The organism is Pseudomonas reinekei (assembly GCF_001945365.1).
Lineage (GTDB): Bacteria > Pseudomonadota > Gammaproteobacteria > Pseudomonadales > Pseudomonadaceae > Aquipseudomonas > Aquipseudomonas reinekei.
In genome coordinates, this window is sequence record NZ_MSTQ01000006.1 from 344,882 (window position 1) to 367,143 (window position 22,262).

The window sequence follows — 22,262 nt, forward strand, 5'->3', positions numbered from 1 at the left end:
GCGTCAGAAGTGTTAGAACTTCTCTTTGCCGGACAGATAGCGCCATTGCCCCACGGGCACTTTGCCGATTGACACGCCGCCGATGCGGATGCGGCGGATGCCCACGACCTTCAGGCCGACGGCCTGGCAGAACAGGGCAATCACGCCCGGTTGCGGGTTCTTCATGGCAAAACGCAGGCGGTTTTCGTTTTGCCAGCTGGCCTTGACTGCGGGCAATTCCTTGCCTTTGTAGGTCAGGCCGTGCTGCAAGCGGTTAAGGCCGTGTTCGACCATGTCGCCTTCGACTTCGACCACGTATTCCTGCTCGATCTTGTTGGAGTCGGCAGTGAGCTTGCGCAGGATCTTCCAGTCTTGCGTGAACACCAGCAGACCGCTGGCATTGGCTTGCAAGTCGGTGCTGGCGGTCAGGCGCTGGAAGTGGCCCTTGAGCGGACGTTTGCCGTAGCGGTGCTCTTCACTCAGCGTCTCGGCGCTGATGGTCGCCATGGCGGTGTCCGCGTCCATGCCGGCGGGCACGTTGAACAGAAGGGTGACCGGTTCCGGCGCAGTGGCCTTGGCCTCTGGATCGAGTTCGACTTTCTGGGTGCCGACCTTGAACTGCGGCTCGTCGATGACTTCGCCGTCGACGGTGACCCAGCCGCCCTCGATGAACAACTCAGCCTCCCGACGGGAACAGCCGACGAGTTCGATGAGGCGTTTGGAGAGACGAATCGGGTCAGTCATGTCAGGGCCGTAACAAAAAAGGGGATGGGCATTGTACCTGCCTGGCGCCGGTTAAGCCCGGTTCCATTTCGATGCAGTTGCATTCCATGTGGGAGCTGGCTCGCCAGCGATTGCATCACCTTGGCGCATCAGGATAGACCGCAGCGTCTGCATCGCTGGCAAGCCAGCTCCCACAGGGTTCAGTGTCAGGTCAGCCGTGCTGTGAAAGTTTGTGATTTTGGCGCATCCGCATGTGCAACAGCGGATACGGCTGGCCCATGCCATCGACTTCCGAGCGGCCGATCACTTCGAAACCCTGTTTGAAATAAAACCCCAACGCTTGCGGGTTCTGTTCGTTAACGTCCAGTTCATCGGCGTTGAGGTTTTCCATGGCATAGCGCAGCAATTTCTTGCCCAGTCCCTGACCGCGATGCTTCGGGTCGATAAAGAGCATTTCGATCTTGCCCGCCGCGATCCCGGCAAAACCGGTAATGCGCTGGCTGGCGTCCTTGGTGCAGATCAGCATCACCGCATCGAGGTAGCGGGTCAGCACCAGGTTCTTCAGCAGATTGATGTAGCTGTCCGGCAGAAAGTCATGGGTGGCGCGTACTGAGGCCTCCCAGACCCGGGTCAGCTCTTCATAGTCACTCTGTTTCGGTGTGTGGATGACCGAATGTTGGCGCATGCCCGCCTGCTCCTTCTCTCTGCAACCGGCTGTAAAAGATGAGATTCCGTTCTTCACCAAACGATAGCCGTAAAAAAGCCCCGCATCTCGTCAAGAGAGCGGGGCTTTTCATATTTTTTGCGTTTAGATCTGTTCAGCCCACAGGTCGTATTCGTCGGCGTCAGTCACTTTGCACCAGACTTTGTCGCCCGGTTTCAGGTTACTGCCGTTGTCGATGAATACGTTGCCGTCGATTTCCGGGGCATCGAAGAAGCAGCGGCCGACCGCGCCTTGCTCGTCGACCTCGTCCACCAGCACTTCGATTTCACGGCCGATGCGCATTTGCAGGCGCGCCGAGCTGATGGCCTGCTGGTGCGCCATGAAACGCTCCCAACGATCCTGCTTGACGTCATCCGGCACCACGTCCAGGTCCAGGTCGTTGGCCGGCGCGCCGTCGACCGGCGAGTACTGGAAGCAGCCGACACGGTCGAGCTGGGCTTCGGTCAGCCAGTTCAGCAGGTACTGGAAGTCTTCTTCGGTCTCGCCCGGGAAGCCGACGATGAAGGTCGAACGAATGATCAGGTCCGGGCAGATTTCGCGCCAGTTTTTGATGCGCGCCAAGGTCTTGTCTTCGAACGCCGGGCGTTTCATCGACTTCAGCACTTTCGGGCTGGCGTGCTGGAACGGGATGTCCAGGTACGGCAGGATTTTGCCGGCAGCCATCAGCGGGATCAGTTCGTCAACGTGCGGGTACGGGTAAACGTAGTGCAGGCGCACCCAGACGCCGAGGGTGCTCAGGGCTTCGCAGAGTTCGGTCATGCGGGTTTTCACCGGCGCGCCGTTCCAGAAGCCTGTGCGGTATTTCACGTCGACGCCGTAGGCGCTGGTGTCCTGAGAGATCACCAACAGCTCTTTAACACCGGATTTGACCAGACGTTGGGCCTCGTCGAGTACGTCGCCCACCGGACGGCTGACCAGTTTGCCGCGCATCGACGGGATGATGCAGAAGCTGCAGCTGTGGTTGCAGCCTTCGGAAATCTTCAGGTACGCGTAGTGGCGCGGGGTCAGTTTGATCCCTTGCGGCGGCACCAGGTCGATCAGCGGGTTGTGATCCTGACGCGGCGGCACGACTTCGTGCACGGCGTTGACCACTTGCTCATACTGCTGCGGACCGGTCACGGCCAGCACGCTCGGGTGCACGTCGCGGATGTTGCCTTCCTCGACGCCCATGCAGCCGGTGACGATGACCTTGCCGTTTTCCTTGATCGCTTCGCCGATCACTTCCAGCGATTCCGCCTTGGCCGAATCGATGAAGCCGCAGGTGTTGACCACCACGACATCGGCGTCCTGATAGGTGGACACGACGTCATAGCCTTCCATGCGCAGCTGCGTAAGGATGCGCTCGGAGTCGACCAGTGCTTTCGGGCAACCCAGGGATACGAAGCCAACCTTTGGATTGGCCGGCGCAGGAGTGGTGGACATGTCTAACCTCGGTGTTTTGTGACGCCTCCAGCCGTGATCGGCAAGGCGACAGACGGACGCTTTAACGCGCATCTGATCAAAAAGTGCGCAATTCTAGCGATGGTGGACGCACTTGACCAGCTTTATGCAGGGAAATACGACGAGTGCTGCGCTATGCTTCGCGCCGTTGGGCGTTACCGATTTTTTACTGTCAACAAAACGTCTGTAACGTGAAGTAAAACAGCGCATGCTCACGACAAAGCATAGTGCTTCTTCGAAGAAGCCCCGGGTCTGGGTAGTAGGAGTGATGGATGGGTCAGGCAAGAAGTCAGACTGCGGGTGCCGAGCATTCGGCAGCAAAGCCGATCGGCATGCTGGTCGCGGCGGTCGGGGTGGTTTACGGCGACATTGGCACAAGCCCGTTGTACACCCTCAAGGAAGTGTTTTCCGGCGGCTATGGTGTGCCGGTCAATCATGACGGCGTATTGGGGATTCTGGCGCTGATCTTCTGGTCGCTGATCTGGGTCGTGTCGATCAAGTACATGATGTTTGTCCTGCGCGCCGACAACCAGGGCGAGGGCGGGATCATGGCGCTGACTGCACTGGCGCGGCGGGCGGCGGCAGGGCACGCGAAATTGCGCTCGTTACTGGTGGTCTGCGGCTTGATCGGTGCGGCGCTGTTCTATGGCGACAGCATGATCACACCGGCGATTTCCGTGCTGTCGGCGATCGAAGGCCTGGGGCTGGCATTCGACGGTATCGACCATTGGGTCGTGCCGCTGTCGCTGGTGGTGTTGGTGGCGCTGTTCCTGATCCAAAGTCACGGCACCGCGCGCATCGGCATCCTGTTCGGGCCGATCATGGTCACCTGGTTTGTGGTGCTCGGGGCGCTGGGCGTCTACGGCATCCTGCAGCACCCTGAAGTGCTGCAAGCGATGAACCCGGTCTGGGGCGTGCGCTTCTTTATCGTCCATCCGGGCATGGGCGTGGCGATCCTCGGCGCGGTGGTGCTGGCGTTGACCGGCGCCGAAGCGCTGTACGCCGACATGGGCCACTTTGGCCGCAAACCGATTGCCCGCGCCTGGTTCATCCTCGTGCTGCCAGCGCTGGTGCTGAATTACTTTGGTCAAGGTGCGCTGCTGCTCGGCGATCCGGAAGCCGCGCGCAACCCGTTCTATCTGCTGGCGCCGAGCTGGGCGTTGATTCCGCTGGTCGGCCTGGCGACGCTGGCCACGGTCATTGCCTCGCAAGCGGTGATTTCCGGGGCGTTCTCACTGACCCGTCAAGCGATCCAGCTGGGCTACATTCCGCGCATGCACATTCGGCACACGTCCAGCGCTGAGCAGGGCCAGATCTACATCGGTGCCGTGAACTGGGCGTTGATGGTCGGCGTGATTTTGCTGGTGCTGGGTTTCGAATCCTCAGGTGCGCTGGCATCGGCCTACGGTGTGGCCGTGACCGGGACCATGCTGATGACCACCATTCTGGTGTCGGCGGTGATATTGCTGCTGTGGAAATGGCCGCCGGTGCTGGCGGTGCCGATTCTGCTGGGTTTCCTGTTGGTAGATGGCCTGTACTTCGCGGCCAACGTGCCAAAAATCGTGCAGGGCGGCGCATTCCCGGTGATCGCCGGTCTTGCGCTGTTTGTGCTGATGACCACCTGGAAACGCGGCAAGCAGCTGCTGGTCGAACGTATCGACGAAGGTGGCCTGCCGCTGGACATTTTCATCAGCAGTATCGCCGTGCAACCGCCACATCGCGTACAGGGCACGGCCGTGTTCCTTACTGCGCGACCGGACGCCGTACCTCACGCATTGCTGCACAACCTGCTGCATAACCAAGTGTTGCACGAGCAAGTGGTGCTGCTGACAGTGGTGTACGAAGACATTCCGCGGGTGCCGCCGAACCGACGCTTTGAGATCGATTCCTACGGCGAAGGGTTCTTCCGGGTGATCCTGCACTTTGGCTTCGTTGACGAACCGGACGTGCCGCAAGCGCTCAAGCTGTGTCATCTCGATGACCTCGACTTCAGCCCGATGCGCACCACCTACTTCCTCAGCCGCGAGACGGTCATCGCCTCCAAACTCGAAGGCATGGCGCGTTGGCGCGAGGCGCTGTTCGCCTTCATGTTGCAGAACGCCAACGGCAACCTGCGCTTCTTCAATCTGCCACTGAACCGGGTGATTGAGTTGGGGACGCAGGTGGAGATGTAGGCCCTTCGCGCAATCCCGGGTCCTGCGGATAATACAAATATCTGTAGGAGCCGGCTTGCTGGCGATGGCGCCTGACGACCGGCCATATTCTTCCCACCGAGGCGGCCTGCGGGCCGACTGCCTTTTTGGTGTACGCGTTCCCTCTGTAGGAGCCCGGCTTGCCGGCGATGGTGGTGTGTCGGGCGCGGCGATGTCGACTGGAAGGCCGCCATCGCCAGCAAGCCGGCTCCTACCGATAGAGCATGGCTTTGCGAAGTTTCGTGAAGACCAAAAAAACGCCCCGGCTCTCGCGAGTCGGGGCGTTTTTCGTGGGTGAAACTACAGATCACTCCTGAGCTTCAGTTTCCTTGGCTTGCCGCTTCTCGATCACACCCACCAAACGCTGCGCCAGCGCCGGGTAGTTTTCGTCGAAGTGGTGGCCGCCGGGCAGTTTGATGACTTCGCCTACGGCGGTCTTGTCGGTGCAGCCGCTTTCATCGACTTCTTCTTCACCGTAGATGCACACCACTTTGGCGGCGGGCAGCTTGGCCATTTCCGGGCCGGTGGCGGCTTCTTTGCCAGCGTTGCCGAGCCAGCCTTCGACTTCGATTTCGAAGCTGCCGGTACGGGCGAAGGCCAGCAGGATGATCGCGTCGACGCGATTCTGTTCCGATTCGGCCAGGCGGTTGTAGATCGCTGGCAGAACGTCGGCGCCGAACGAGTAACCGGTGAGGATGAAGCGCTTGGTGCCCCATTTCTGCCGGTAGTGCTGCATCAGCTCTGCCAGGTCCAGGGCGCTTTGCTCGGGGCTCTTGTGCTGCCAGTAGTAGCGCAGGGTGTCGATGCCGACCACCGGGTAGCCGATCTTGGCCATTTCACCTGCGACGTCGCGGTCCAGGTCGCGCCAGCCGCCGTCACCGGAGAGGAACAGGGTGACGGTGTCCTTCGCCTGGCCGGCCGGCACTTCAACCACCGGAATCTGCAGGCCGCCGGCGGCTTTGTCGCCGCCGACGAGGAGCTTGCGCAGCTCGTTGTTCAGCACTTGCGGCAGGTTGATGTCGTAGTCGCTGATGCTGGTTTCGGCGTTGGGTTGATCGCGCACGAAGCCGGCGCTGGTGTCGTCCGGGTTGTCGTTCCAGGCCACCAGCCAGTGACCGTGGGCGGCGCTTTTGGGCAGCAAGTGCGTGCAGCCACCGGGTTTTTCCAGGGCCAGGTCCACCGACACGGCCTGCGCCTTGTCGTTCTTCTGTTCCGACAACCAGCGCCAGGCCAGCACGGCGCCCGGGCCGATGCCGCTGACCAGCGTGGCCGGGCCTTTCAACTCGCGCAGGCCGGCTTGCAAGGCGCGGCTTTGCAGCAGGCAGTCCTTGGGGAGAATCACCTGGACGATTTGCGCCGAGGCGCTGCGGCTCAGGGTGGTCAGCTGCTTGTCATTGAGTTTCTGATCGTCAGTGACCGCCACCAGCACCTGGGCTTTGGGTGTGGTGCCGGGGATGACGCGGGTCATGGCCGCGCCATCGGCCGGTGTGAGTTGTTCGAGGGGCGGTTCCGGTGCCGGGCGTTTGAGGTACCAGAAACCGCCACCGACAATCACGGCCAGCACAATCAGTGCGGCCAGGATGTACTTCAGGGAGCGTTGAATCATCAGCGTTTCACCAATCCAGTCAAGCCGCCTGCAATCAGGGCGGCAGTATCGGCCAAGGCAACCAGCGGATCGAGTCCGGCGGGCACGGCCATATAACGGGGTTCCCAGTCAGGCTGGAACTTGTCTTTGAAGCGGCGCAAGCCTTGGAAGTTGTAGAGCTGCTCACCACGGCGGAATACCATCGAGCCCAGGCGCTGGGTCAACGGTGCCCCGCGACGGGGTTGCAACCCCGACAACGGCACCATGCCCAGGCTGAAACGCGCGTATCCGTGACTCTTATAGTGTTGAATCAGGCCAACCATCATGAACTCCATGGTCAGCTTCGGAGCTTCGGGGTGTGCACGCATCAGGTCGAGGCTGGCCAGGTCATGGCTGTAGGTCTCGAGCAGGTTGGCGAACGCCACCGGGCGTCCTTCGAAGCGGATCACCGCAATGCGGAAATGCCTGAGGTAATCATCACTGAACCGGCCGAGGGAGAAGCCTTTCTCGCGCACGTTCTTGCCGGTCAGCCAGGCATCGGAAATCACTTTGAGCTCATCTATCGGCGCCTGGCCCGGCTCATGGATTTCCAGCGACAAGCCATCGCGGGTGCCACGGTTCCAGGTGTAGCGCAGGTCCTTCATCTCCTTGCCCTTGGCTTCGAGATCAAAGCGCTTGAGATCGACCCGGGCTTCTTCACCGAGCTTGATCGCGGTCAGGCCGATGTCCATGTAGTACGGCAGGTTCTCCGCGCGCACTTGATAGAACACCGGGCGGGCGTGGTGGATGTCGCACAGGTCACGGAACTGCCAGATCATTTCCGCCCGTTGCTGGCCAGGGCCGATCGGGTCATACAGCGCCACCAGGCTGCGGCCACGACGGGCATACATCAGGAACGCCTCATCGTTGGGATGAAACAGCAGCGCCTTGTCACCGGTCAGGGCCAGGCCGCCGTCCGGTTGCGCGGATGCCATGAGGATTTTGCTGGCGCGCTCCAGTTCATCTGGCGTCGGCAGGTGAATCACCGGGCGGGCAGTGCGCAGCAGCCAGGTCAGGGAGACCACCACCAGCAGCACCGCAGCGCCGAGCAGCGAGCGCAAACCTCGGGGTGCATCGGCGTCGAGGGTGAACTGCCACCAGAGCTGATGGCTGTAAGGCACGTCCTGATAGGCGAACAACAGCAGCCACATCGAAGCCCCGAGTACGCACACGCTGGCCACCAGGTACAGCGGTGAGAACGGCAATTCGGTCAGGCGGCTCGGGCGATAGAACGAGCGGCGGAAAACCCCCAGCAGGCTCGCAGTCAGCACCATCAGGCTGGCTTCCTCCCAGTCGAAACCCTTGAGTAGCGAGAGCAGGGCGCCGACCAGCAACAGAATGGTGGTCAGCATCCACGCTGCCGACAGTCGCCGACGCAGGCCCTGGGCAAGCAGCAGGCACAACACGCCGATCAGGCTGGCGCCAAGGTGCGAGGCGTCGACCAGTCGATGGGGAATCAGGAAACCGATGTGTTCCAGGCGGGTGTCGATTTCCGGTGTTGCCCCTGAAAACAACAGCACCACGCCGGACAGGAACACCAGCACAGCGAGGATTGGCGCTGCCAGGCCAGACGCGGCGCGCAGCGTCTGGCGAGTCTGGAACAGGCGTTGGCCTTCGTTGATTAACAGCAACAGGCACGCCACCAACATCGGCAGCACCACGTAGATCAGGCGGTAGAGCAGCAGGGCAGCGGCCAGTGGCGCGGCGCCGAGTTTGTCGGAGAAGGCCGCCAGCAAGATCGCTTCGAACACGCCGACGCCACCCGGCACATGACTGAGTACGCCGGCAGCCAGAGCCAGCAGATACACCAGCAGGAACGCGCCAAAAGGCGGGGCTTGCGGCAGCAGGAGATAAAGCACGGTCGCGGCGGCGGCTACGTCCAGGGCGGTGATGATCAGTTGCAAGAAGGTCAGGCGGCGCCCTGGCAGGCGCAGGGTGCGACGACCGATCTTGACCAGCAGGTTATCGGGGTAAGGTTGTTCCGGCAGCCTGCGACGGTACAGGCCGATGGCGAGTACGCTGAACAATAACAGTACGGCGGCGGAGATGGCGCCAAGCAGGGTTTCGGAGAGCCCCAGCGCCGCAGAGGCCGCGGGCAGGCTGCTGAGCGTCGCCAGTGCTGCCAGCGGCGGCAGGGCGCAACCGAGCGACAGGCTGGCGAACAGCGTCATGTGCGCGACTTCAGTGGCCCCCAGGCCGTGACGTGAATATAAACGGTAGCGAACCGAACCGCCCGAGAGCATCGAAAGGCCGATGGCATTGCCGATGGCGAAAGCGGTGAAACCGCCCAGAGCCAGGGTGCGCGGTGCCAGGCTCACGCCGGCGTAGCGACTGGCTGACCATTCGTAACCGAGCAATATGATGAAGCCCGCCACGGTCGCGCCCAGTGCACCGAGCAATGCCGGTTTTGGTACGTCGAGAATCGAGTCGTGCAGGGCGTCCAGATCAAGTTCGCTCAGCAGGTGACGACAGGCAATCAGCGCGATCGCGAACAACAGCAGCGTGACCGCAAGGCCGATGGGCTGACGGTATTTGCTGACACGATCAAGCAAGCGCAGCCGCTCGGCCTTGATCGGTTGTGTTGCTGTGACGGTGTCTTGTGAATCAGACGAGTTGGCGCGCATCAATCACCTCTTGGATTGTGCGCGACAGGATGGAGGTATCCAGCCAAGTTACCAATCCCTGCAGAAAAAAATAATCACAAATATTAACGCCTCGCACCGGATGATGGAGAGAGCGCGTCATCAGTCGTAGAGGGTTCAGTCTGCGATAGAGCATAGTCTGAACTCGGCGCATGGGGGACCCGAATGGCGTGCTACACAGTGACAGATCATTGTTGCGAAAGGACTTTTTCAACAGATACAAAAAAGGCCACTCTTTCGAGTAGCCTTTTTTGATGTTTGGTTGCGGGAGCCGGATTTGAACCGACGACCTTCGGGTTATGAGCCCGACGAGCTACCAGACTGCTCCATCCCGCGTCTGTGTGGCGGCATTCTATAGAGTATCGGCGAGGTGTCAACCGTTAATCCCCGCAAGGGTCAAATAAACGTAAAAGCGCGGCAAACGGTCGCAGGTGCAGCTTAAGTCACAGAATCGCAACGATTTCTCATTTGGGGTCAATTCAGGATTCAACATCAGTTAGAGGCTTGACCCTATAAAACAGGCGCGCACAAAAAAGGCCACTCTTTCGAGTAGCCTTTTTGATGTTTGGTTGCGGGAGCCGGATTTGAACCGACGACCTTCGGGTTATGAGCCCGACGAGCTACCAGACTGCTCCATCCCGCGTCTGTGTGGCGCATTCTATAGAGAATCGCCGGGGTGTCAACCCGCAGATCCGACAAAATCCGTTTCGCTTCAATTGCTTAGCTAAAAGGCGAGTTGTCGGAAAGGCCTGAGACGCAGGCGTGGCAAGGCTTTCAGCTCTATTGGCATAAGCTTTTCGATTGAGAAAATAAATTCATCGAGAGCTTTCCTACAGATCCTCAGGAAGATTGAGCACTACTGGTGCTATATACAGGTGTCGGTGAGATACTGCGTGTCCTACACCTCGTACGCTAATTCTTCATCATGAACACCGCGTTTATATGACCCAGCGAAAAATCATCCACGTCGATTGTGACTGTTTCTACGCCGCCATCGAGATGCGTGATGACCCGCGCCTGGCCGGCAAGCCCCTGGCGGTAGGGGGCTCCGCGGATCGGCGTGGGGTCATCGCCACCTGCAATTACGAGGCACGGGCGTATGGGGTGCGTTCGGCCATGTCTTCCGGGCATGCATTGAAGCTGTGTCCCGACCTGACCATCGTCAAGCCGCGTATGGATGCCTATAGAGAGGCGTCAAAGGAAATTCATACGATTTTTCGCGATTACACCGACATCATCGAGCCGTTGTCCCTGGATGAAGCGTACCTCGACGTGTCGGACAGCGCACATTTCGGTGGAAGCGCCACGCGGATCGCCCAGGACATCCGCCGTCGTGTATCCAATCAGTTGCACATTACGGTGTCGGCGGGTGTGGCGCCTAACAAGTTTCTCGCCAAGATCGCCAGTGACTGGAAGAAACCCAACGGTTTGTTCGTCATCACGCCGGATCGGGTCGAAGACTTTGTCAGTGGCTTGCCGGTGAGCAAGTTGCACGGGGTCGGCAAAGTCACGGCCGAGCGGTTGGGCAAGCTCGGCATCGTCGATTGCTCGCACTTGCGCGAGTGGGACAAGTTGGCGCTGGTGCGTGAGTTTGGCAGTTTTGGTGAGCGACTCTGGAGCCTGGCGCGTGGAATCGATGATCGCCAGGTGCATAACGACAGCCGGCGGCAGTCCATCAGTGTCGAAAACACCTACGACGTTGACCTGCCGGATCTGCGTAGCTGCCTCGACAAACTGCCGGAGCTGCTGGACACCCTCAAAACCCGTATGGAACGAATCGACAGCAGCTATCGGCCGGGCAAGCCGTTCGTCAAAGTGAAATTCCATGACTTCACCCAGACCACGCTGGAGCAGGCAGGGGCGGGAAGGGATCTGGGCAGTTATCAGTTGTTGCTGACCCAGGCTTTCAATCGCGGTGGTAAACCGGTGCGGTTGCTGGGGGTGGGGGTGAGGCTGGAGGATTTGCGAGGCGGGTTTGAGCAGATGGAGTTGTTTGAGCGGTAGGGTCAGGGTTTTGATGCCGCAGTGAATGTCGGGCAGCCATCGCAGGCAAGCCCGCTCCCACAGGTACTGCATCGTCCTTGTGGGCGCGGGCTTGTCCGCGATGCTTTTCAGGCCTTAATTAGGCCCCGGGTCTGCCACCAGCCGCCCGGCATCCTTGGTCAAGGACTTGAGGAATTCAGTCTGCAACTCAGGATCATTGCGAGTCAGCTCAATCAGGCTTTGCTCCAGCTCGCTGGCTTCTTCTTCCAGACCCAGTTCCGACAGGCGCTTGACCCGGTGCACCCACTGGCTCACTTCGTCGTCTTCGAGGTCGTCGTAAATCAACCCGTGGGCTTCGAGCAGCTTGCCGCGCAAGGTGTGGCTGAGGGCGAGGGACGAATCGGTATGCACGTCGTCCTTGGCGTCCTCGACATTGATCTGCAGCTTGCTCAGATGATTGAGGTCATGTTCGGCGAACGGGCTGTCCAACAGGTTCAGGCGCAATATGCCGTTTTTGTCGGTGCTCAGCTCGAAGGTTTCCTTGCCGGCCTTGACCTGCACCGGACGCTCGCTCCACGGCAGGCTTGAGTATTCCGTGCGCTTGTCGAGCTGGACTTCATCGATGCCCGCCAGGTTCTGCTGCGCGCGACCGTTGGATTGCACGTTCATGAACGGGTTGAGTCCGGCAAAGCCGTAGCTGAACCAGTCCTTGGTCACGCTATCCGGAAGGTTGCCGAGGGCAAAGACATTGACCACGTTTGCACCGACGCCGCCGACCACCGCCACCGCGCCCAACGGGATCTCGTAGACCTCCCGCCAAGGCTGGTACGGCGTGTAGCGATCGTAATGGCGCGTGACTTCGAACTCGGTGACTTCGAAGGTCTTTTGCTCGTGGATTTTCACCCGGCGTTGCGGCAGCTCAAGCACCTTGGGCTCACCAACATCAATCTGCAGGCTGTGATCGAGCAATTTGCGCTCGACACGTTCCTCGTGCTCGCTGCGTTGTGACATGTGATTGGCACAGCCGCTGACCAGCAGGGTGCCGCACAGGGCGGCACCACCGAGGCCTAAGGTGTTTCGCTTGAACATGACGTCTCTATCTGGTTTCAGCGGCGGATACGGGCCTGAAGGAAAGGCAGTACGTCGGCAACCGGCAGCGCTTGCGGCTCGGCCTCGGTACGGCTCTTGTATTCCAGGTTGCCTTCGGCAAGACCACGGTCGCTGACCACGATCCGGTGAGGAATGCCGATCAACTCCATGTCCGCGAACTTGATGCCCGGGCTGGTTTTTTTGTCGCGGTCGTCCAGCAGCACTTCGAAGCCGGCGGCAGTCAGTTCTGCATACAGCTTGTCGGTGGCTTCGCGAACCAGGTCGGTTTCATAGCGCAACGGCACCAGGGCGATCTGGAACGGCGCGAGGGCGTCGCTCCAGATGATGCCTTTGTCGTCGTTGTTCTGTTCGATGGCCGCCGCCACCACGCGGGATACGCCAATGCCGTAGCAGCCCATTTCCAGGGTCACCGGCTTGCCGTTCTCGCCCAGCACTTCGCACTTCATCGCCTTGCTGTATTTGTTGCCCAGCTGGAAGATGTGCCCGACTTCGATGCCGCGCTTGATTTCCAGGGTGCCCTTGCCGTCCGGGCTTGGGTCGCCGCTGACCACGTTACGCAGGTCGGCAACGGTCGGAACCGGCAGGTCGCGTTCCCAGTTCACGCCGAAGTAGTGCTTGTCGTCGATGTTGGCACCGATGCCGAAGTCGCTCATCAGTTCGACCGAGCGGTCGATGATGATTGGCAGTGGCAGGTTCAGCGGGCCGAGGGAACCAGCGCCGGCGCCAATGGCGTCACGCAGTTCGGCATCGCTGGCCATGACCAGCGGGCTGGCTACGCCTGGCTGGTTCGCAGCCTTGATTTCGTTGAGTTCGTGATCGCCACGGATGATCAGGGCAATCAGCTTGCCTTCTTCCTCGGCATGCACGATCAGGGTCTTGATGGTCTTCTCAATCGGCAGATTGAATTTTTCCACCAGTGCGGCAATGGTTTTGGTGTCTGGAGTGTCGACCAGGCGCAGCTCTTCGCTCGGTGCGGCGCGCGAAGTTTCGCGAGGCACGGCTTCGGCTTTCTCGATGTTCGCGGCGTAGTCGGAACCGTTGCTGAAGACGATGTCGTCTTCGCCGGACTCGGCCAGCACGTGGAACTCGTGGGAACCGGCGCCGCCGATGGAGCCGTTGTCGGCTTCTACAGGGCGGAACTTCAGGCCCAGACGGGTAAACACGTTGCAGTACGCCTGGTGCATGCGGTCGTAGGTGACCTGCAGCGAAGGCTGGTCAGCGTGGAACGAATAGGCGTCCTTCATGATGAATTCGCGGCCGCGCATCAAGCCGAAGCGTGGGCGGATTTCGTCACGGAATTTGGTCTGGATCTGGTACAGGTTGATCGGCAGCTGTTTGTAGCTGCTCAGCTCGTTGCGCATCAGATCGGTGATGACTTCTTCGTGGGTCGGGCCGGCGCAGAAATCGCGACCGTGGCGATCCTTGAAGCGCAGCAGCTCAGGGCCGTACTCTTCCCAGCGACCGGATTCCTGCCACAGTTCAGCCGGTTGGGTGCTCGGCATCAACACTTCGAGCGAGCCGGCGGCGTTCATTTCTTCACGAACGATGGCTTCGACCTTGCGCATCACTCGCAAGCCCATCGGCAGCCAGGTGTACAGGCCCGAGGCAAGTTTGCGGATCATGCCGGCACGCAGCATCAGCTGGTGGCTGATCACGACCGCGTCGGAAGGCGTTTCTTTCTGTGTGGCGAGCAAAAATTGACTGGTGCGCATGGTTGGCCGTTATCGATTGCTGATGACGAGAAATGACGGAGCATTGTACGGGCGAGATCCGCTGTCGTACAGGCGTGCGGTCGGCGGTGCGGTCGGTGGTGCGGTGGAGGGCGGGAATCGCCGCGCCCTCGGCCTTGTTTCTTACAGATGCATCCTACGATTCTTCTACAACCTGGGTCGGTACGGGTTCCGGCGTCGGTGTCGGGCCTTCGCGACGGCTCTCCTGGAACCAGTGCAAGGCGATCAGCACCAGCGTCGGAACGCCCAGCAGAGCGGTGATCAGGAAGAAGTCGTGGTAACCGAATTTCTCCACCATGACCCCGGAGTAACCGCCGATCAGGCGAGGCAGCAAGAGCATGATCGAGCTGAGCAGGGCGTATTGGGTGGCGGAGAACTTGAGGTTGGTCAGGCTCGACAGGTAGGCCACGAACGCCGAGGTCGCAAGGCCCGAGCTGAAGTTGTCCAGCGAGATGGTCACCACCAGCATGTTCAGGTCGGGGCCCATGTCGGCGAGCATCAGGAACAGGATGTTGGTCGCGGCCGAGGCCACGCCGCCGATGAACAGGATCGGCAGGATGCCGAATCTAACGATCAGCAGGCCGCCCATGCCGGCGCCCACCAGGGTCATGATCAGGCCGAAGATTTTGCTGACGCTGGCGATCTGGTCCTTGGTGAAGCCCTGGTCGATGTAGAACACGTTGGCCATTACACCCATGACCGTGTCGGACATCCGGTAGGTGGCGATCAGGCCGAGCAGCAACAGCGCTTGCCAGCGATACCGCAGAATGAAGTCGTTGACCGGGGTCAGCACCGGCGCCAGGCCGCGCCGGCCCATGGCTGACAGGCACAGGGCGGTGAGCGTGGTGTAGAGGATCGCCCGCAGGAAGGCGCGGTCTTGAAGCAGCAGGTCGAGCAGGCTCACGCCTTCGAACAGCACGCTGGCGAAGTCGGTGTTGTAGAGCTGGGTGAACATCGCTGGCACGGAGACCAGTAATACGATCAGCACGAACACCGAAGCCAATTGATGCACGAAGCTGTAGCGCCCGGCCTGCAGTTGCGTGCGCAGTGGTACCGGCGGTTCGCGCATGAACAGCGAGGTCAGCAACGCCGGAACCATCAAGGCGCCGAACAACAGGTAAGTGCCGGCCCAGGCCGAGTGCTTGTAGTTGAAACCGGTGGAGCCGAAGCCTTCAGCGAAAAACAACGCGCCGGCGGTGGCCAGCAGCGCCGCGATTCGATAACCGGACATGTAGCTGGCGGCCAGGGCGGCCTGCCGATTGTCCTCGGCGATTTCCAGTCGGTAGGCGTCAACCGCGATATCTTGCGTCGCCGAGGCGAACGCGACGACTACCGCGATGGCGATCAACCAGGACAGATGTTTTTGCGGGTCGCAGAAACCCATGCCGATCAGGCCGAGAATCACCAGGGCTTGGGAAAGCACCAGCCAGGAGCGTCGTCGCCCCAGCTTGCCGAGCAACGGCAGGCGCCATTGGTCGAGCAGCGGGGACCAGACCCATTTGAAGGCGTAGGCCAGACCAATCAGGCTGGCGTAGCCGATGGTCTCGCGCGCCACACCGGCTTCACGCAGCCAGACGGAAAGCGTCGAGAACACCAGCATGTAGGGCAGGCCGGCGGCGAAACCCAGCAATAACAATACAAGCGTCGAGGGGCTGGCATAGGCAGCGAGCGCGGCGCGCCAGGTTTTACGGGGCATGGGCTGGAGTCTGCCTCAAGAAATACGGAAACAAAGCGCGCACTCTAACCGCTGTGCTCTACCGGGCGCCACCCATGACGCTGAATATCAACACGATTATTCAGGATACTGATGCCCTCAATACGCAATCGCGCGCGTTGTTCGTCCCCCGATGGACTGCCAGCGGGGAGGCTGATGCGCCCGCCGGCGCCGAGTACACGGTGCCAGGGTAACTTACTGTCGCCGGGCAGCTGGCTCAGCGTCCGTCCTACCCAGCGCGCCGCCCGTCCCAAGCCGGCCAGCTCCGCCAACTGACCATAGCTCACCACTTTGCCTTCGGGCACTTGCGCCAAGGTCAGATAGAGCGCCGTGCGTCGGATTTGTGCCGCGCTTTCGGGTTCAGCGTTTGTTTCGATCACGTGCGCAGTTCCTGAAGAAATTCACAGTACCGCCCGTAGAGTAAATCCTTGATCGACAGATGAGAAATGAACTCAATAGTCATAGTCGGGTCAGTCCTTGCTAGGGCCTTATTCCTGCGGATAATGCCGACTTTTTTCGCGAACCTGAGCCTTGATTTGCTTATGTTGTCCAGAACCCTGCTGTGCCTCGCTGTCGTCAGTGCCTCCACTCCCTTGCTCGCGGACACCGTCTGGTTGAAGAACGGTGACAAGCTGAGCGGCAAGATCATCCTGTTCGATGGCGGCAAGCTGCTGGTTCAAACCGAGTATGCCGGTGCCGTGCCGATCGACTGGAACAAGGTGAAAACCCTGGAGAGCGATCAGGAGTTGCTGGTCAAGCAGGACGCCTACACCGGCGAGAAAGCCAAGTCGCTGCACGCGGCGGAAGACGGCAAGGTGACCCTCGAAAACGGTGAAGCGCCCAAGACGGTCGAACTGGCGAGTGTTCAGCAAATTCTCAAGCCCAAGCCAGTGGTCGAGGATTTGGTGTGGAAAGGCAATATCGACGCGGCGCTGGATTACCAGCGTGCCGACAAGGACACCGACGATTACGACATCGACTTCAAGACCACTGCGCGTCATGGTCGCTGGAGGCATATCGCGGAAGGTGAGTACAACCGCGAATTCCAGGATGACGTGGTGACCACGGACAACTGGCGGGGCGAGTATTCTCTCGACCGCTTCCTGACAGAAAAATGGTTCTGGCAGGGGCGTCTGGTCTACAAACGCGACAAGGTTGAAGACCTGTCCCGTCAGCGCACGGTCGGTACCGGCCCGGGTTACCAGTTCTGGGATGACGAACTGGGTGCGTTCTCCCTCGGTTCGCTGGTCAACCGCACGGATTACGAGTTCGCCGACGGCAGCAAGGAGAATTTCTATTCCGTGGCCATGAAGTGGGATTACAACCGCTACCTGATCGGCAAGAAGGTCGAGTTCTTCACCAATGGCGAGGTTGGCAAGCCATTGTCCGGTGTGGCGGAGTACGCGCTGGATTCGGAAATCGGCCTGCGCTACAAGGTGACGGACTGGGCTTCGCTCAATCTTAAGGCCGAGCGCAACATCATTGAGGGGACCGACGACGCCGATCTGGACAAGACCCGCTACACCGCAGGGTTTGGCGTGACCTGGTAAGGCGTTGAAAAAAATCGCGACATTGGTCGCGATTTTTTTGCCTGGCAAAAACACACAGGCACAAAAAAACCCCGCTTTTGAGGGCGGGGCTTTTTACTAAAGCAAGTACAAGTTAGATAACTTGAACTTCTTCAGCTTGCATGCCTTTCTGACCGCGGGTAGCGATGAAAGAAACCTGTTGGCCTTCTTTCAGGCTTTTGAAGCCGTCGGATTGGATAGCTTTGAAGTGAACGAACAGGTCGTCACCGGATTGTGGGGTGATGAAGCCGAAGCCTTTTTCATCGTTGAACCACTTAACGGTACCGGTTTGGCGATTAGACATGGTGTAACTCCTTGAACAAAGATAACTGCGACTCAGGAAGAACCCTGGCCGAGACTGAGTGCAAAGAGCAGGAAAAATTCTTGTAGATGGTTGGATCGAAATTCAACATATCGTGTAGAGATTCTCAGTGACACAAGCAGCACAGTGGCGCCACCTTAACCCTTTTTCCGGAACGTGCCAATGCTTCTTGCGCAGGTTTCTCTGTTTTAAGGATCGACGGTGTGACGGTTCGTCGCCAGCGCGGGGGAATTCGAGGCTGTTCGGCGAGAATTGCAGTGCGGACTTTGAACCCGGCGGCGCGCCCGGTAAGATGCCGGACAGATTTTTTCCACCTCGCTATTCAGGACACCGCCATGAGCATCAAATCGGACAAGTGGATTCGCCGCATGGCGCAGGAACACGGCATGATCGAGCCGTTCGTAGAGCGCCAGATGCGTGGCAGCGACGACAGCCGTGTGATCTCCTACGGCGTGTCCAGCTACGGCTACGATGTGCGTTGCACCAATCATTTCAAAGTGTTCACCAACATCAATTCGGCCATCGTCGACCCGAAAAACTTCGATGCCGGCAGCTTTGTCGATATCCACAGTGATGTGTGCATCATCCCGCCAAACTCCTTCGCCCTGGCCAGCACCGTCGAATATTTCCGCATTCCGCGCAATGTACTGACCATCTGCCTGGGTAAAAGCACTTACGCGCGCTGCGGCATCATCGTCAACGTCACGCCGCTTGAGCCAGAGTGGGAAGGGCACGTGACCCTGGAGTTCTCCAACACCACCAATCTGCCGGCGAAGATCTACGCCAACGAAGGCGTGGCGCAGATGCTGTTCCTTGAGTCCGACGAAGAATGTGAAGTCTCGTACAAGGACCGTGGCGGCAAATATCAGGGCCAGCGTGGCGTGACCCTGCCGCGGACCTGAGTCAGCCGTCCGACAGAACGTGGGAATTCCTGAGCGAGCGTACACTCTATGGAGGGTACGCTCCGATCCGCGCAAGGCGGGTCGAGCCATCGCTGAGGAGTGCTTTATGAAGATCGACCCGCAAATAAGTGCCGAACTGGCAAGGCTTGAGCCCAATCAGGTTGGCGTTTTAGCCTGGTCCTTGCTGGCGCATCCGACTATCAGCATGGCAGGTGGCATTCCCGGCCAGCCTGATCCTGATACGCCCAACGAACAGCCTACCGAGCCCGGTGAACCGACCCTTCCGGATGAGCCGCCGCCCGCACCTGTGGCCTGATTCCTTAACGGCTTCTGAATCACTGCAGGAGCGAGCATGCTCGCTCCTTGCTCGCACCTACAGGTTCACCGGCCATATTTCGTTATCGCCGATGACGAAGATTCTGCTGTTGTCGTCCAGACTGACCTGATACCCGCCGGTAAACGCACCGAAGGCCGGAAGAAGGCTCACGTCCTCACCCATCCTGAAACACGCCAGCCGCAAGCTCTGACGACCTTTGCCATGCAGCCGATAAACCGGATGCACATGCCCGGCCAGTACGTGGCGCCCGGGGTGCGGGGTCGGTTCGTGCTGCAAGGCAAATGGACCGAGCAGCACGGGTTCAGGCACTACACAAATATTCAGCGCCGCCGGCGGATCGCCGGCCCGTTTATCGTGGTTGCCACGAATCAGGGTCATGTCTATACCCGCGTGTCGCGCTCGCCATTGGCTCAATGCCGCCAGCGTGGCCACGGCATGGGAGCCGGGCCCGTGGAGAAAGTCACCGAGGAAAATCAACTGCCGACAGGGCAGTGCCGACAACAGGGCATCGAGTACTGCAATGTTTTGCGTGGTGGTGCCTTGGGGAACGGGTTGGCCAAGGCTTCGATAAGCGGCAGCCTTGCCGAAATGCACATCGGCGATCAGCAGCGCTTGTTGCGCTGGCCAGTAAATGGCCTTCTCTGGCAGCAACCAGAGTTCTTCTCCTGCCAACTGCACGGGATAGGGCGTGTTCATCGGGTTTTCCCGGTGTCGGCGGTTTTTTCAAGATCGCTGACCATGCGTCGGATGCGGTCAGCGAGTTTTTCCGAACTCATGCTTTCCCGCATGCGCTCCACCAGCAGTGGAAACCCGAGGGGCGTCGGGCGTTTGATCTGATGCAGGTCCAGTTTCATCCGGTTGATTCGCTCCAGCGTCTGTTCCAGACGACGAATATCCAATTCTTCCCGCAGCACTTCCTCCCCGGCCTGAGCCAGCAACAGGTTGCCCGCGTCATATTGTTTGAACACTTCGAAGAACAGACCGCTGGAGGCCTGGACTTGTCGCGTGCTTTTCGGCGCACCGGGGTAGCCGGCGAACACCAGTCCGGCAATCCGGGCGATTTCCCGAAAGCGGCGCAGCGCCAGTTCGCCGGCGTTAAGACTGGCCAACACGTCCTTTAACAGATCAGCGGGATTGAACAGGGCGGCATCGAGTTGCTCCGCCCAATCGACGGGCGTGGCGCTGAGCAACTCAAGGCCGTAATCGTTGACCGCAATCGAGAACGTTAACGGTTGACGCTGACTGGCTCGCCACGCCAGCAGGCTTGCCAGCCCGAGATGCACTTGGCGCCCGGCGAAGGGGAAGAGAAAAAGGTGCCAGCCTTCGCGCGATTTCAGGGCTTCGGCCAGCAAACGGTCTTCGCTCGGTAAGCCTGACCAGTGTTGCTGCACCTGCAGTAAGGGGCGCATCGCCTGCATTTCCGGGCCGTCGTAATGCCCCTGCGCCGCCGCGCTGAATCGGGCGACCAGCGCTTGCGCCAGTTCGTTGGAGAGGGGCATGCGTCCGCCATTCCAGCGCGGTACCGCGGCTTTTTTCACCGTGCTGCGTTTGACATACGCGGTCATGTTTTCCACCCGCACCAGTTCCAGCAAACGACCGGCAAACAGAAAGCCATCGCCTGGCTTGAGCCGTGCAATAAAGCCTTCTTCGACGCTGCCCAATTGTTTTCCGCCGCCGCCCTTGCTCCAGAATTTCAACTGGACAGTCGCGTCGCTGACGATGGTGCCGATGCTCATGCGATGCCTGCGGGCCAGTCGCGCATCCGGTACGCGCCACACACCGTGTTCATCGGGTTCGACCCTGCGGTAATCCGGGTAGGCGGTCAGGGAAAGCCCGCCATGGCGTACAAAAGCCAATGCCCAGGCCCATTCGGCCTGGTTCAGGTCCCGATAAGCCCAGGCTCCGCGTACTTCTTCGTACAGCTCATCGGGCACAAAACCGCCCCCCAATGCGATGCTCACCAAGTGCTGCACCAGCACATCCAGTGGCTTGACCGGCGACAGTCGCGGTTCGATACGACGTGCCGCCACGGCATCCTGCGCCGCTGCGGCCTCGATCAATTCCAGGCTGTGCGTCGGCACCATGGTGACCCGCGACGCGCGTCCTGGCGCATGACCGGAGCGCCCGGCACGTTGCATGAGCCGCGCGACGCCTTTGGCGGAACCGATTTGCAGCACCCGCTCCACAGGCAAAAAGTCCACACCCAGATCGAGGCTGGAGGTGCAGACCACCGCCTTGAGTTGGCCGTCCTTGAGGGCGCGTTCGACCCAGTCACGGGTGTCGCGGGACAATGAGCTGTGATGCAAAGCGATTAACCCGGCCCAGTCCGGACGCGCCTCGAGCAAGGCTTGATACCAGATCTCCGATTGGGCACGGGTGTTGGTGAACACCAGGCTGCTGGCGCTGGATTCGAGCTCGCTGACCACTTGCGGCAGCATCTTCAGCCCGATGTGCCCGGCCCAGGGAAAGCGCTCGATCGCCGGCGGGAGAAGGGTGTCAATGCGCAGCTCTTTTTTGCTCTGGCCCTGAACGCTGATCCCGCCACCGTTTGGGATCAGCACCTGCTCGGCGTGCGCCTGATTACCCAAGGTCGCGGAAACGCCCCAGACGATCAGGTCGGGATGCCAGCGGCGCAAACGGGCGAGAGCCAGTTGCAACTGCACGCCGCGTTTGTTGCCGAGCAATTCGTGCCATTCATCGACCACCACCATGCGCAAGCTCGAAAGTGCTGTTTGCGCGTCGGCACGGGCAAGCATCAGGGTCAGGCTCTCTGGCGTAGTGATCAGCGTGGTCGGTAGTCGCCGACTCTGGCGCGCCCGTTCGCTGCTGCTGGTATCGCCGGTACGCAGGCCGACGGTCCACGGAATCTGCAAATCCTGCAGCGGCGCTTCAAGTGCGCTGGCGGTGTCGGCGGCCAAGGCGCGCATGGGGGTTATCCACAACACAGTCAGGGGCTCGGCCACGGGCTTGCGTTTGCGGGATGTTTCTGCGGGAGAGGAGGCGCGAGCGAAGCGATTGAGTGCGCCGAACCACACCGCGTAGGTTTTGCCGGCGCCGGTGCTGGCATGCAACAGCCCGGATTGTCCTTGTTTTACCGCCGTCCAGACTTGTTTCTGAAAGGCAAACGGCTTCCAGCCGCGAACGGTGAACCAGCGTTTAGCGAAGTCAGTGGTGGTTCCCATGCTGGCGGGTGCGCTCTGGACGTGTTCTTTCAGTGACCGCGGGGCAATGGGACAAGTTTTACTGCGATGACTTCTAGGAGCAATCTTGCT

The 22,262-nt window shown here is 60.1% G+C and carries 17 protein-coding genes and 2 tRNA genes; 5 read left to right on the forward strand and 14 right to left on the reverse strand.

Annotated elements, in window-relative coordinates:
* Nucleotides 1-12 precede the first annotated feature (12 nt).
* The 3 genes from BVK86_RS12920 to rimO form a co-directional block, all read right to left on the reverse strand.
* Complete coding sequence (locus tag BVK86_RS12920; RefSeq protein ID WP_075946793.1) at nucleotides 13-723, reverse strand: rRNA pseudouridine synthase; 711 nt, start codon at nucleotides 721-723, stop codon at nucleotides 13-15.
* 190 nt (nucleotides 724-913) lie between these two features.
* Nucleotides 914-1,387 carry a GNAT family N-acetyltransferase gene (locus tag BVK86_RS12925; protein ID WP_075946794.1) on the reverse strand — a complete coding sequence of 158 codons (474 nt, stop codon included), beginning with the start codon at nucleotides 1,385-1,387 and terminating at the stop codon, nucleotides 914-916.
* A gap of 123 nt (nucleotides 1,388-1,510) precedes the next feature.
* The gene (gene rimO / locus BVK86_RS12930; RefSeq protein ID WP_075946795.1) at nucleotides 1,511-2,848 is read right to left on the reverse strand and encodes a 30S ribosomal protein S12 methylthiotransferase RimO; all 1,338 of its coding nucleotides are present in this window, start codon (nucleotides 2,846-2,848) and stop codon (nucleotides 1,511-1,513) included.
* A 290-nt stretch (nucleotides 2,849-3,138) separates the two neighbouring features.
* Here rimO and BVK86_RS12940 point away from each other — a divergent pair, with 290 nt between their 5' ends.
* Complete coding sequence (locus BVK86_RS12940; RefSeq protein WP_075946797.1) at nucleotides 3,139-5,040, forward strand: potassium transporter Kup; 1,902 nt, start codon at nucleotides 3,139-3,141, stop codon at nucleotides 5,038-5,040.
* 325 nt (nucleotides 5,041-5,365) lie between these two features.
* On the opposite strand, the gene BVK86_RS12945 is transcribed toward BVK86_RS12940, so the two are convergent.
* The 4 genes from BVK86_RS12945 to BVK86_RS12960 form a co-directional block, all read right to left on the reverse strand.
* On the reverse strand, nucleotides 5,366-6,664 hold the full coding sequence (locus BVK86_RS12945; protein ID WP_075946798.1) for a virulence factor family protein: 1,299 nt from the start codon (nucleotides 6,662-6,664) through the stop codon (nucleotides 5,366-5,368).
* On the reverse strand, nucleotides 6,664-9,306 hold the full coding sequence (mprF, locus tag BVK86_RS12950) for a bifunctional lysylphosphatidylglycerol flippase/synthetase MprF (protein ID WP_075946799.1): 2,643 nt from the start codon (nucleotides 9,304-9,306) through the stop codon (nucleotides 6,664-6,666). The genes BVK86_RS12945 and mprF overlap by 1 nt, the downstream gene beginning before the upstream one ends.
* A 277-nt stretch (nucleotides 9,307-9,583) precedes the next feature.
* Nucleotides 9,584-9,660: transfer RNA gene (locus BVK86_RS12955), tRNA-Met, on the reverse strand.
* A 230-nt stretch (nucleotides 9,661-9,890) separates the two neighbouring features.
* A tRNA-Met gene (locus BVK86_RS12960) sits at nucleotides 9,891-9,967 on the reverse strand.
* A 299-nt stretch (nucleotides 9,968-10,266) separates the two neighbouring features.
* On the opposite strand from BVK86_RS12960, the gene dinB reads away from it, so the two are divergent.
* On the forward strand, nucleotides 10,267-11,328 hold the full coding sequence (gene dinB, locus BVK86_RS12965; protein ID WP_075946800.1) for a DNA polymerase IV: 1,062 nt from the start codon (nucleotides 10,267-10,269) through the stop codon (nucleotides 11,326-11,328).
* A 114-nt stretch (nucleotides 11,329-11,442) separates the two neighbouring features.
* On the opposite strand, the gene BVK86_RS12970 is transcribed toward dinB, so the two are convergent.
* From BVK86_RS12970 to BVK86_RS12985, 4 genes are all read right to left on the reverse strand, one after another.
* The gene (locus BVK86_RS12970) at nucleotides 11,443-12,396 is read right to left on the reverse strand and encodes a hypothetical protein (protein ID WP_075946801.1); all 954 of its coding nucleotides are present in this window, start codon (nucleotides 12,394-12,396) and stop codon (nucleotides 11,443-11,445) included.
* A gap of 17 nt (nucleotides 12,397-12,413) precedes the next feature.
* On the reverse strand, nucleotides 12,414-14,129 hold the full coding sequence (locus tag BVK86_RS12975; RefSeq protein ID WP_075946802.1) for a proline--tRNA ligase: 1,716 nt from the start codon (nucleotides 14,127-14,129) through the stop codon (nucleotides 12,414-12,416).
* 154 nt (nucleotides 14,130-14,283) lie between these two features.
* On the reverse strand, nucleotides 14,284-15,843 hold the full coding sequence (locus BVK86_RS12980) for an AmpG family muropeptide MFS transporter (protein WP_075946803.1): 1,560 nt from the start codon (nucleotides 15,841-15,843) through the stop codon (nucleotides 14,284-14,286).
* A 44-nt stretch (nucleotides 15,844-15,887) separates the two neighbouring features.
* A complete protein-coding gene (locus tag BVK86_RS12985; protein ID WP_075946804.1) occupies nucleotides 15,888-16,241 on the reverse strand; it encodes an MGMT family protein in 354 nt (117 codons plus the stop codon).
* 162 nt (nucleotides 16,242-16,403) lie between these two features.
* Here BVK86_RS12985 and BVK86_RS12990 point away from each other — a divergent pair, with 162 nt between their 5' ends.
* The gene (locus BVK86_RS12990; protein ID WP_075946805.1) at nucleotides 16,404-17,411 is read left to right on the forward strand and encodes a DUF481 domain-containing protein; all 1,008 of its coding nucleotides are present in this window, start codon (nucleotides 16,404-16,406) and stop codon (nucleotides 17,409-17,411) included.
* A gap of 112 nt (nucleotides 17,412-17,523) precedes the next feature.
* Here the strand turns inward: BVK86_RS12990 and BVK86_RS12995 are convergent, their stop codons facing one another.
* Nucleotides 17,524-17,733 carry a cold-shock protein gene (locus BVK86_RS12995; protein ID WP_002554837.1) on the reverse strand — a complete coding sequence of 70 codons (210 nt, stop codon included), beginning with the start codon at nucleotides 17,731-17,733 and terminating at the stop codon, nucleotides 17,524-17,526.
* A 353-nt stretch (nucleotides 17,734-18,086) separates the two neighbouring features.
* On the opposite strand from BVK86_RS12995, the gene dcd reads away from it, so the two are divergent.
* Nucleotides 18,087-18,653 carry a dCTP deaminase gene (gene dcd / locus BVK86_RS13000; RefSeq protein WP_007940589.1) on the forward strand — a complete coding sequence of 189 codons (567 nt, stop codon included), beginning with the start codon at nucleotides 18,087-18,089 and terminating at the stop codon, nucleotides 18,651-18,653.
* Between the two features lie 106 nt (nucleotides 18,654-18,759).
* On the forward strand, nucleotides 18,760-18,969 hold the full coding sequence (locus tag BVK86_RS13005) for a hypothetical protein (protein WP_056856149.1): 210 nt from the start codon (nucleotides 18,760-18,762) through the stop codon (nucleotides 18,967-18,969).
* A 57-nt stretch (nucleotides 18,970-19,026) separates the two neighbouring features.
* Here BVK86_RS13005 and pdeM read toward each other — a convergent pair whose 3' ends face one another.
* Both pdeM and BVK86_RS13015 read right to left on the reverse strand, forming a co-directional pair.
* Entirely contained in the window at nucleotides 19,027-19,686 is a 660-nt protein-coding gene (pdeM, locus tag BVK86_RS13010; protein WP_075946806.1) for a ligase-associated DNA damage response endonuclease PdeM, read from the reverse strand.
* The gene (locus BVK86_RS13015) at nucleotides 19,683-22,172 is read right to left on the reverse strand and encodes a ligase-associated DNA damage response DEXH box helicase (protein ID WP_075946807.1); all 2,490 of its coding nucleotides are present in this window, start codon (nucleotides 22,170-22,172) and stop codon (nucleotides 19,683-19,685) included. The genes pdeM and BVK86_RS13015 overlap by 4 nt, the downstream gene beginning before the upstream one ends.
* Nucleotides 22,173-22,262 lie beyond the last annotated feature (90 nt).

Excerpts from the sequence above, each read along its gene's own strand:
- BVK86_RS12920 (WP_075946793.1), bottom strand. The coding sequence starts at position 723 with ATGACTGACCCGATTCGTCTCTCCAAACGCCTCATCGAACTCGTCGGC.
- BVK86_RS12925 (WP_075946794.1), bottom strand. The coding sequence starts at position 1,387 with ATGCGCCAACATTCGGTCATCCACACACCGAAACAGAGTGACTATGAA.
- rimO (WP_075946795.1), bottom strand. The coding sequence starts at position 2,848 with ATGTCCACCACTCCTGCGCCGGCCAATCCAAAGGTTGGCTTCGTATCC.
- BVK86_RS12940 (WP_075946797.1), top strand. The coding sequence starts at position 3,139 with ATGGGTCAGGCAAGAAGTCAGACTGCGGGTGCCGAGCATTCGGCAGCA.
- BVK86_RS12945 (WP_075946798.1), bottom strand. The coding sequence starts at position 6,664 with ATGATTCAACGCTCCCTGAAGTACATCCTGGCCGCACTGATTGTGCTG.
- mprF (WP_075946799.1), bottom strand. The coding sequence starts at position 9,306 with ATGCGCGCCAACTCGTCTGATTCACAAGACACCGTCACAGCAACACAA.
- dinB (WP_075946800.1), top strand. The coding sequence starts at position 10,267 with ATGACCCAGCGAAAAATCATCCACGTCGATTGTGACTGTTTCTACGCC.
- BVK86_RS12970 (WP_075946801.1), bottom strand. The coding sequence starts at position 12,396 with ATGTTCAAGCGAAACACCTTAGGCCTCGGTGGTGCCGCCCTGTGCGGC.
- BVK86_RS12975 (WP_075946802.1), bottom strand. The coding sequence starts at position 14,129 with ATGCGCACCAGTCAATTTTTGCTCGCCACACAGAAAGAAACGCCTTCC.
- BVK86_RS12980 (WP_075946803.1), bottom strand. The coding sequence starts at position 15,843 with ATGCCCCGTAAAACCTGGCGCGCCGCGCTCGCTGCCTATGCCAGCCCC.
- BVK86_RS12990 (WP_075946805.1), top strand. The coding sequence starts at position 16,404 with ATGTTGTCCAGAACCCTGCTGTGCCTCGCTGTCGTCAGTGCCTCCACT.
- BVK86_RS12995 (WP_002554837.1), bottom strand. The coding sequence starts at position 17,733 with ATGTCTAATCGCCAAACCGGTACCGTTAAGTGGTTCAACGATGAAAAA.
- dcd (WP_007940589.1), top strand. The coding sequence starts at position 18,087 with ATGAGCATCAAATCGGACAAGTGGATTCGCCGCATGGCGCAGGAACAC.
- BVK86_RS13005 (WP_056856149.1), top strand. The coding sequence starts at position 18,760 with ATGAAGATCGACCCGCAAATAAGTGCCGAACTGGCAAGGCTTGAGCCC.
- pdeM (WP_075946806.1), bottom strand. The coding sequence starts at position 19,686 with ATGAACACGCCCTATCCCGTGCAGTTGGCAGGAGAAGAACTCTGGTTG.
- BVK86_RS13015 (WP_075946807.1), bottom strand. The coding sequence starts at position 22,172 with ATGGGAACCACCACTGACTTCGCTAAACGCTGGTTCACCGTTCGCGGC.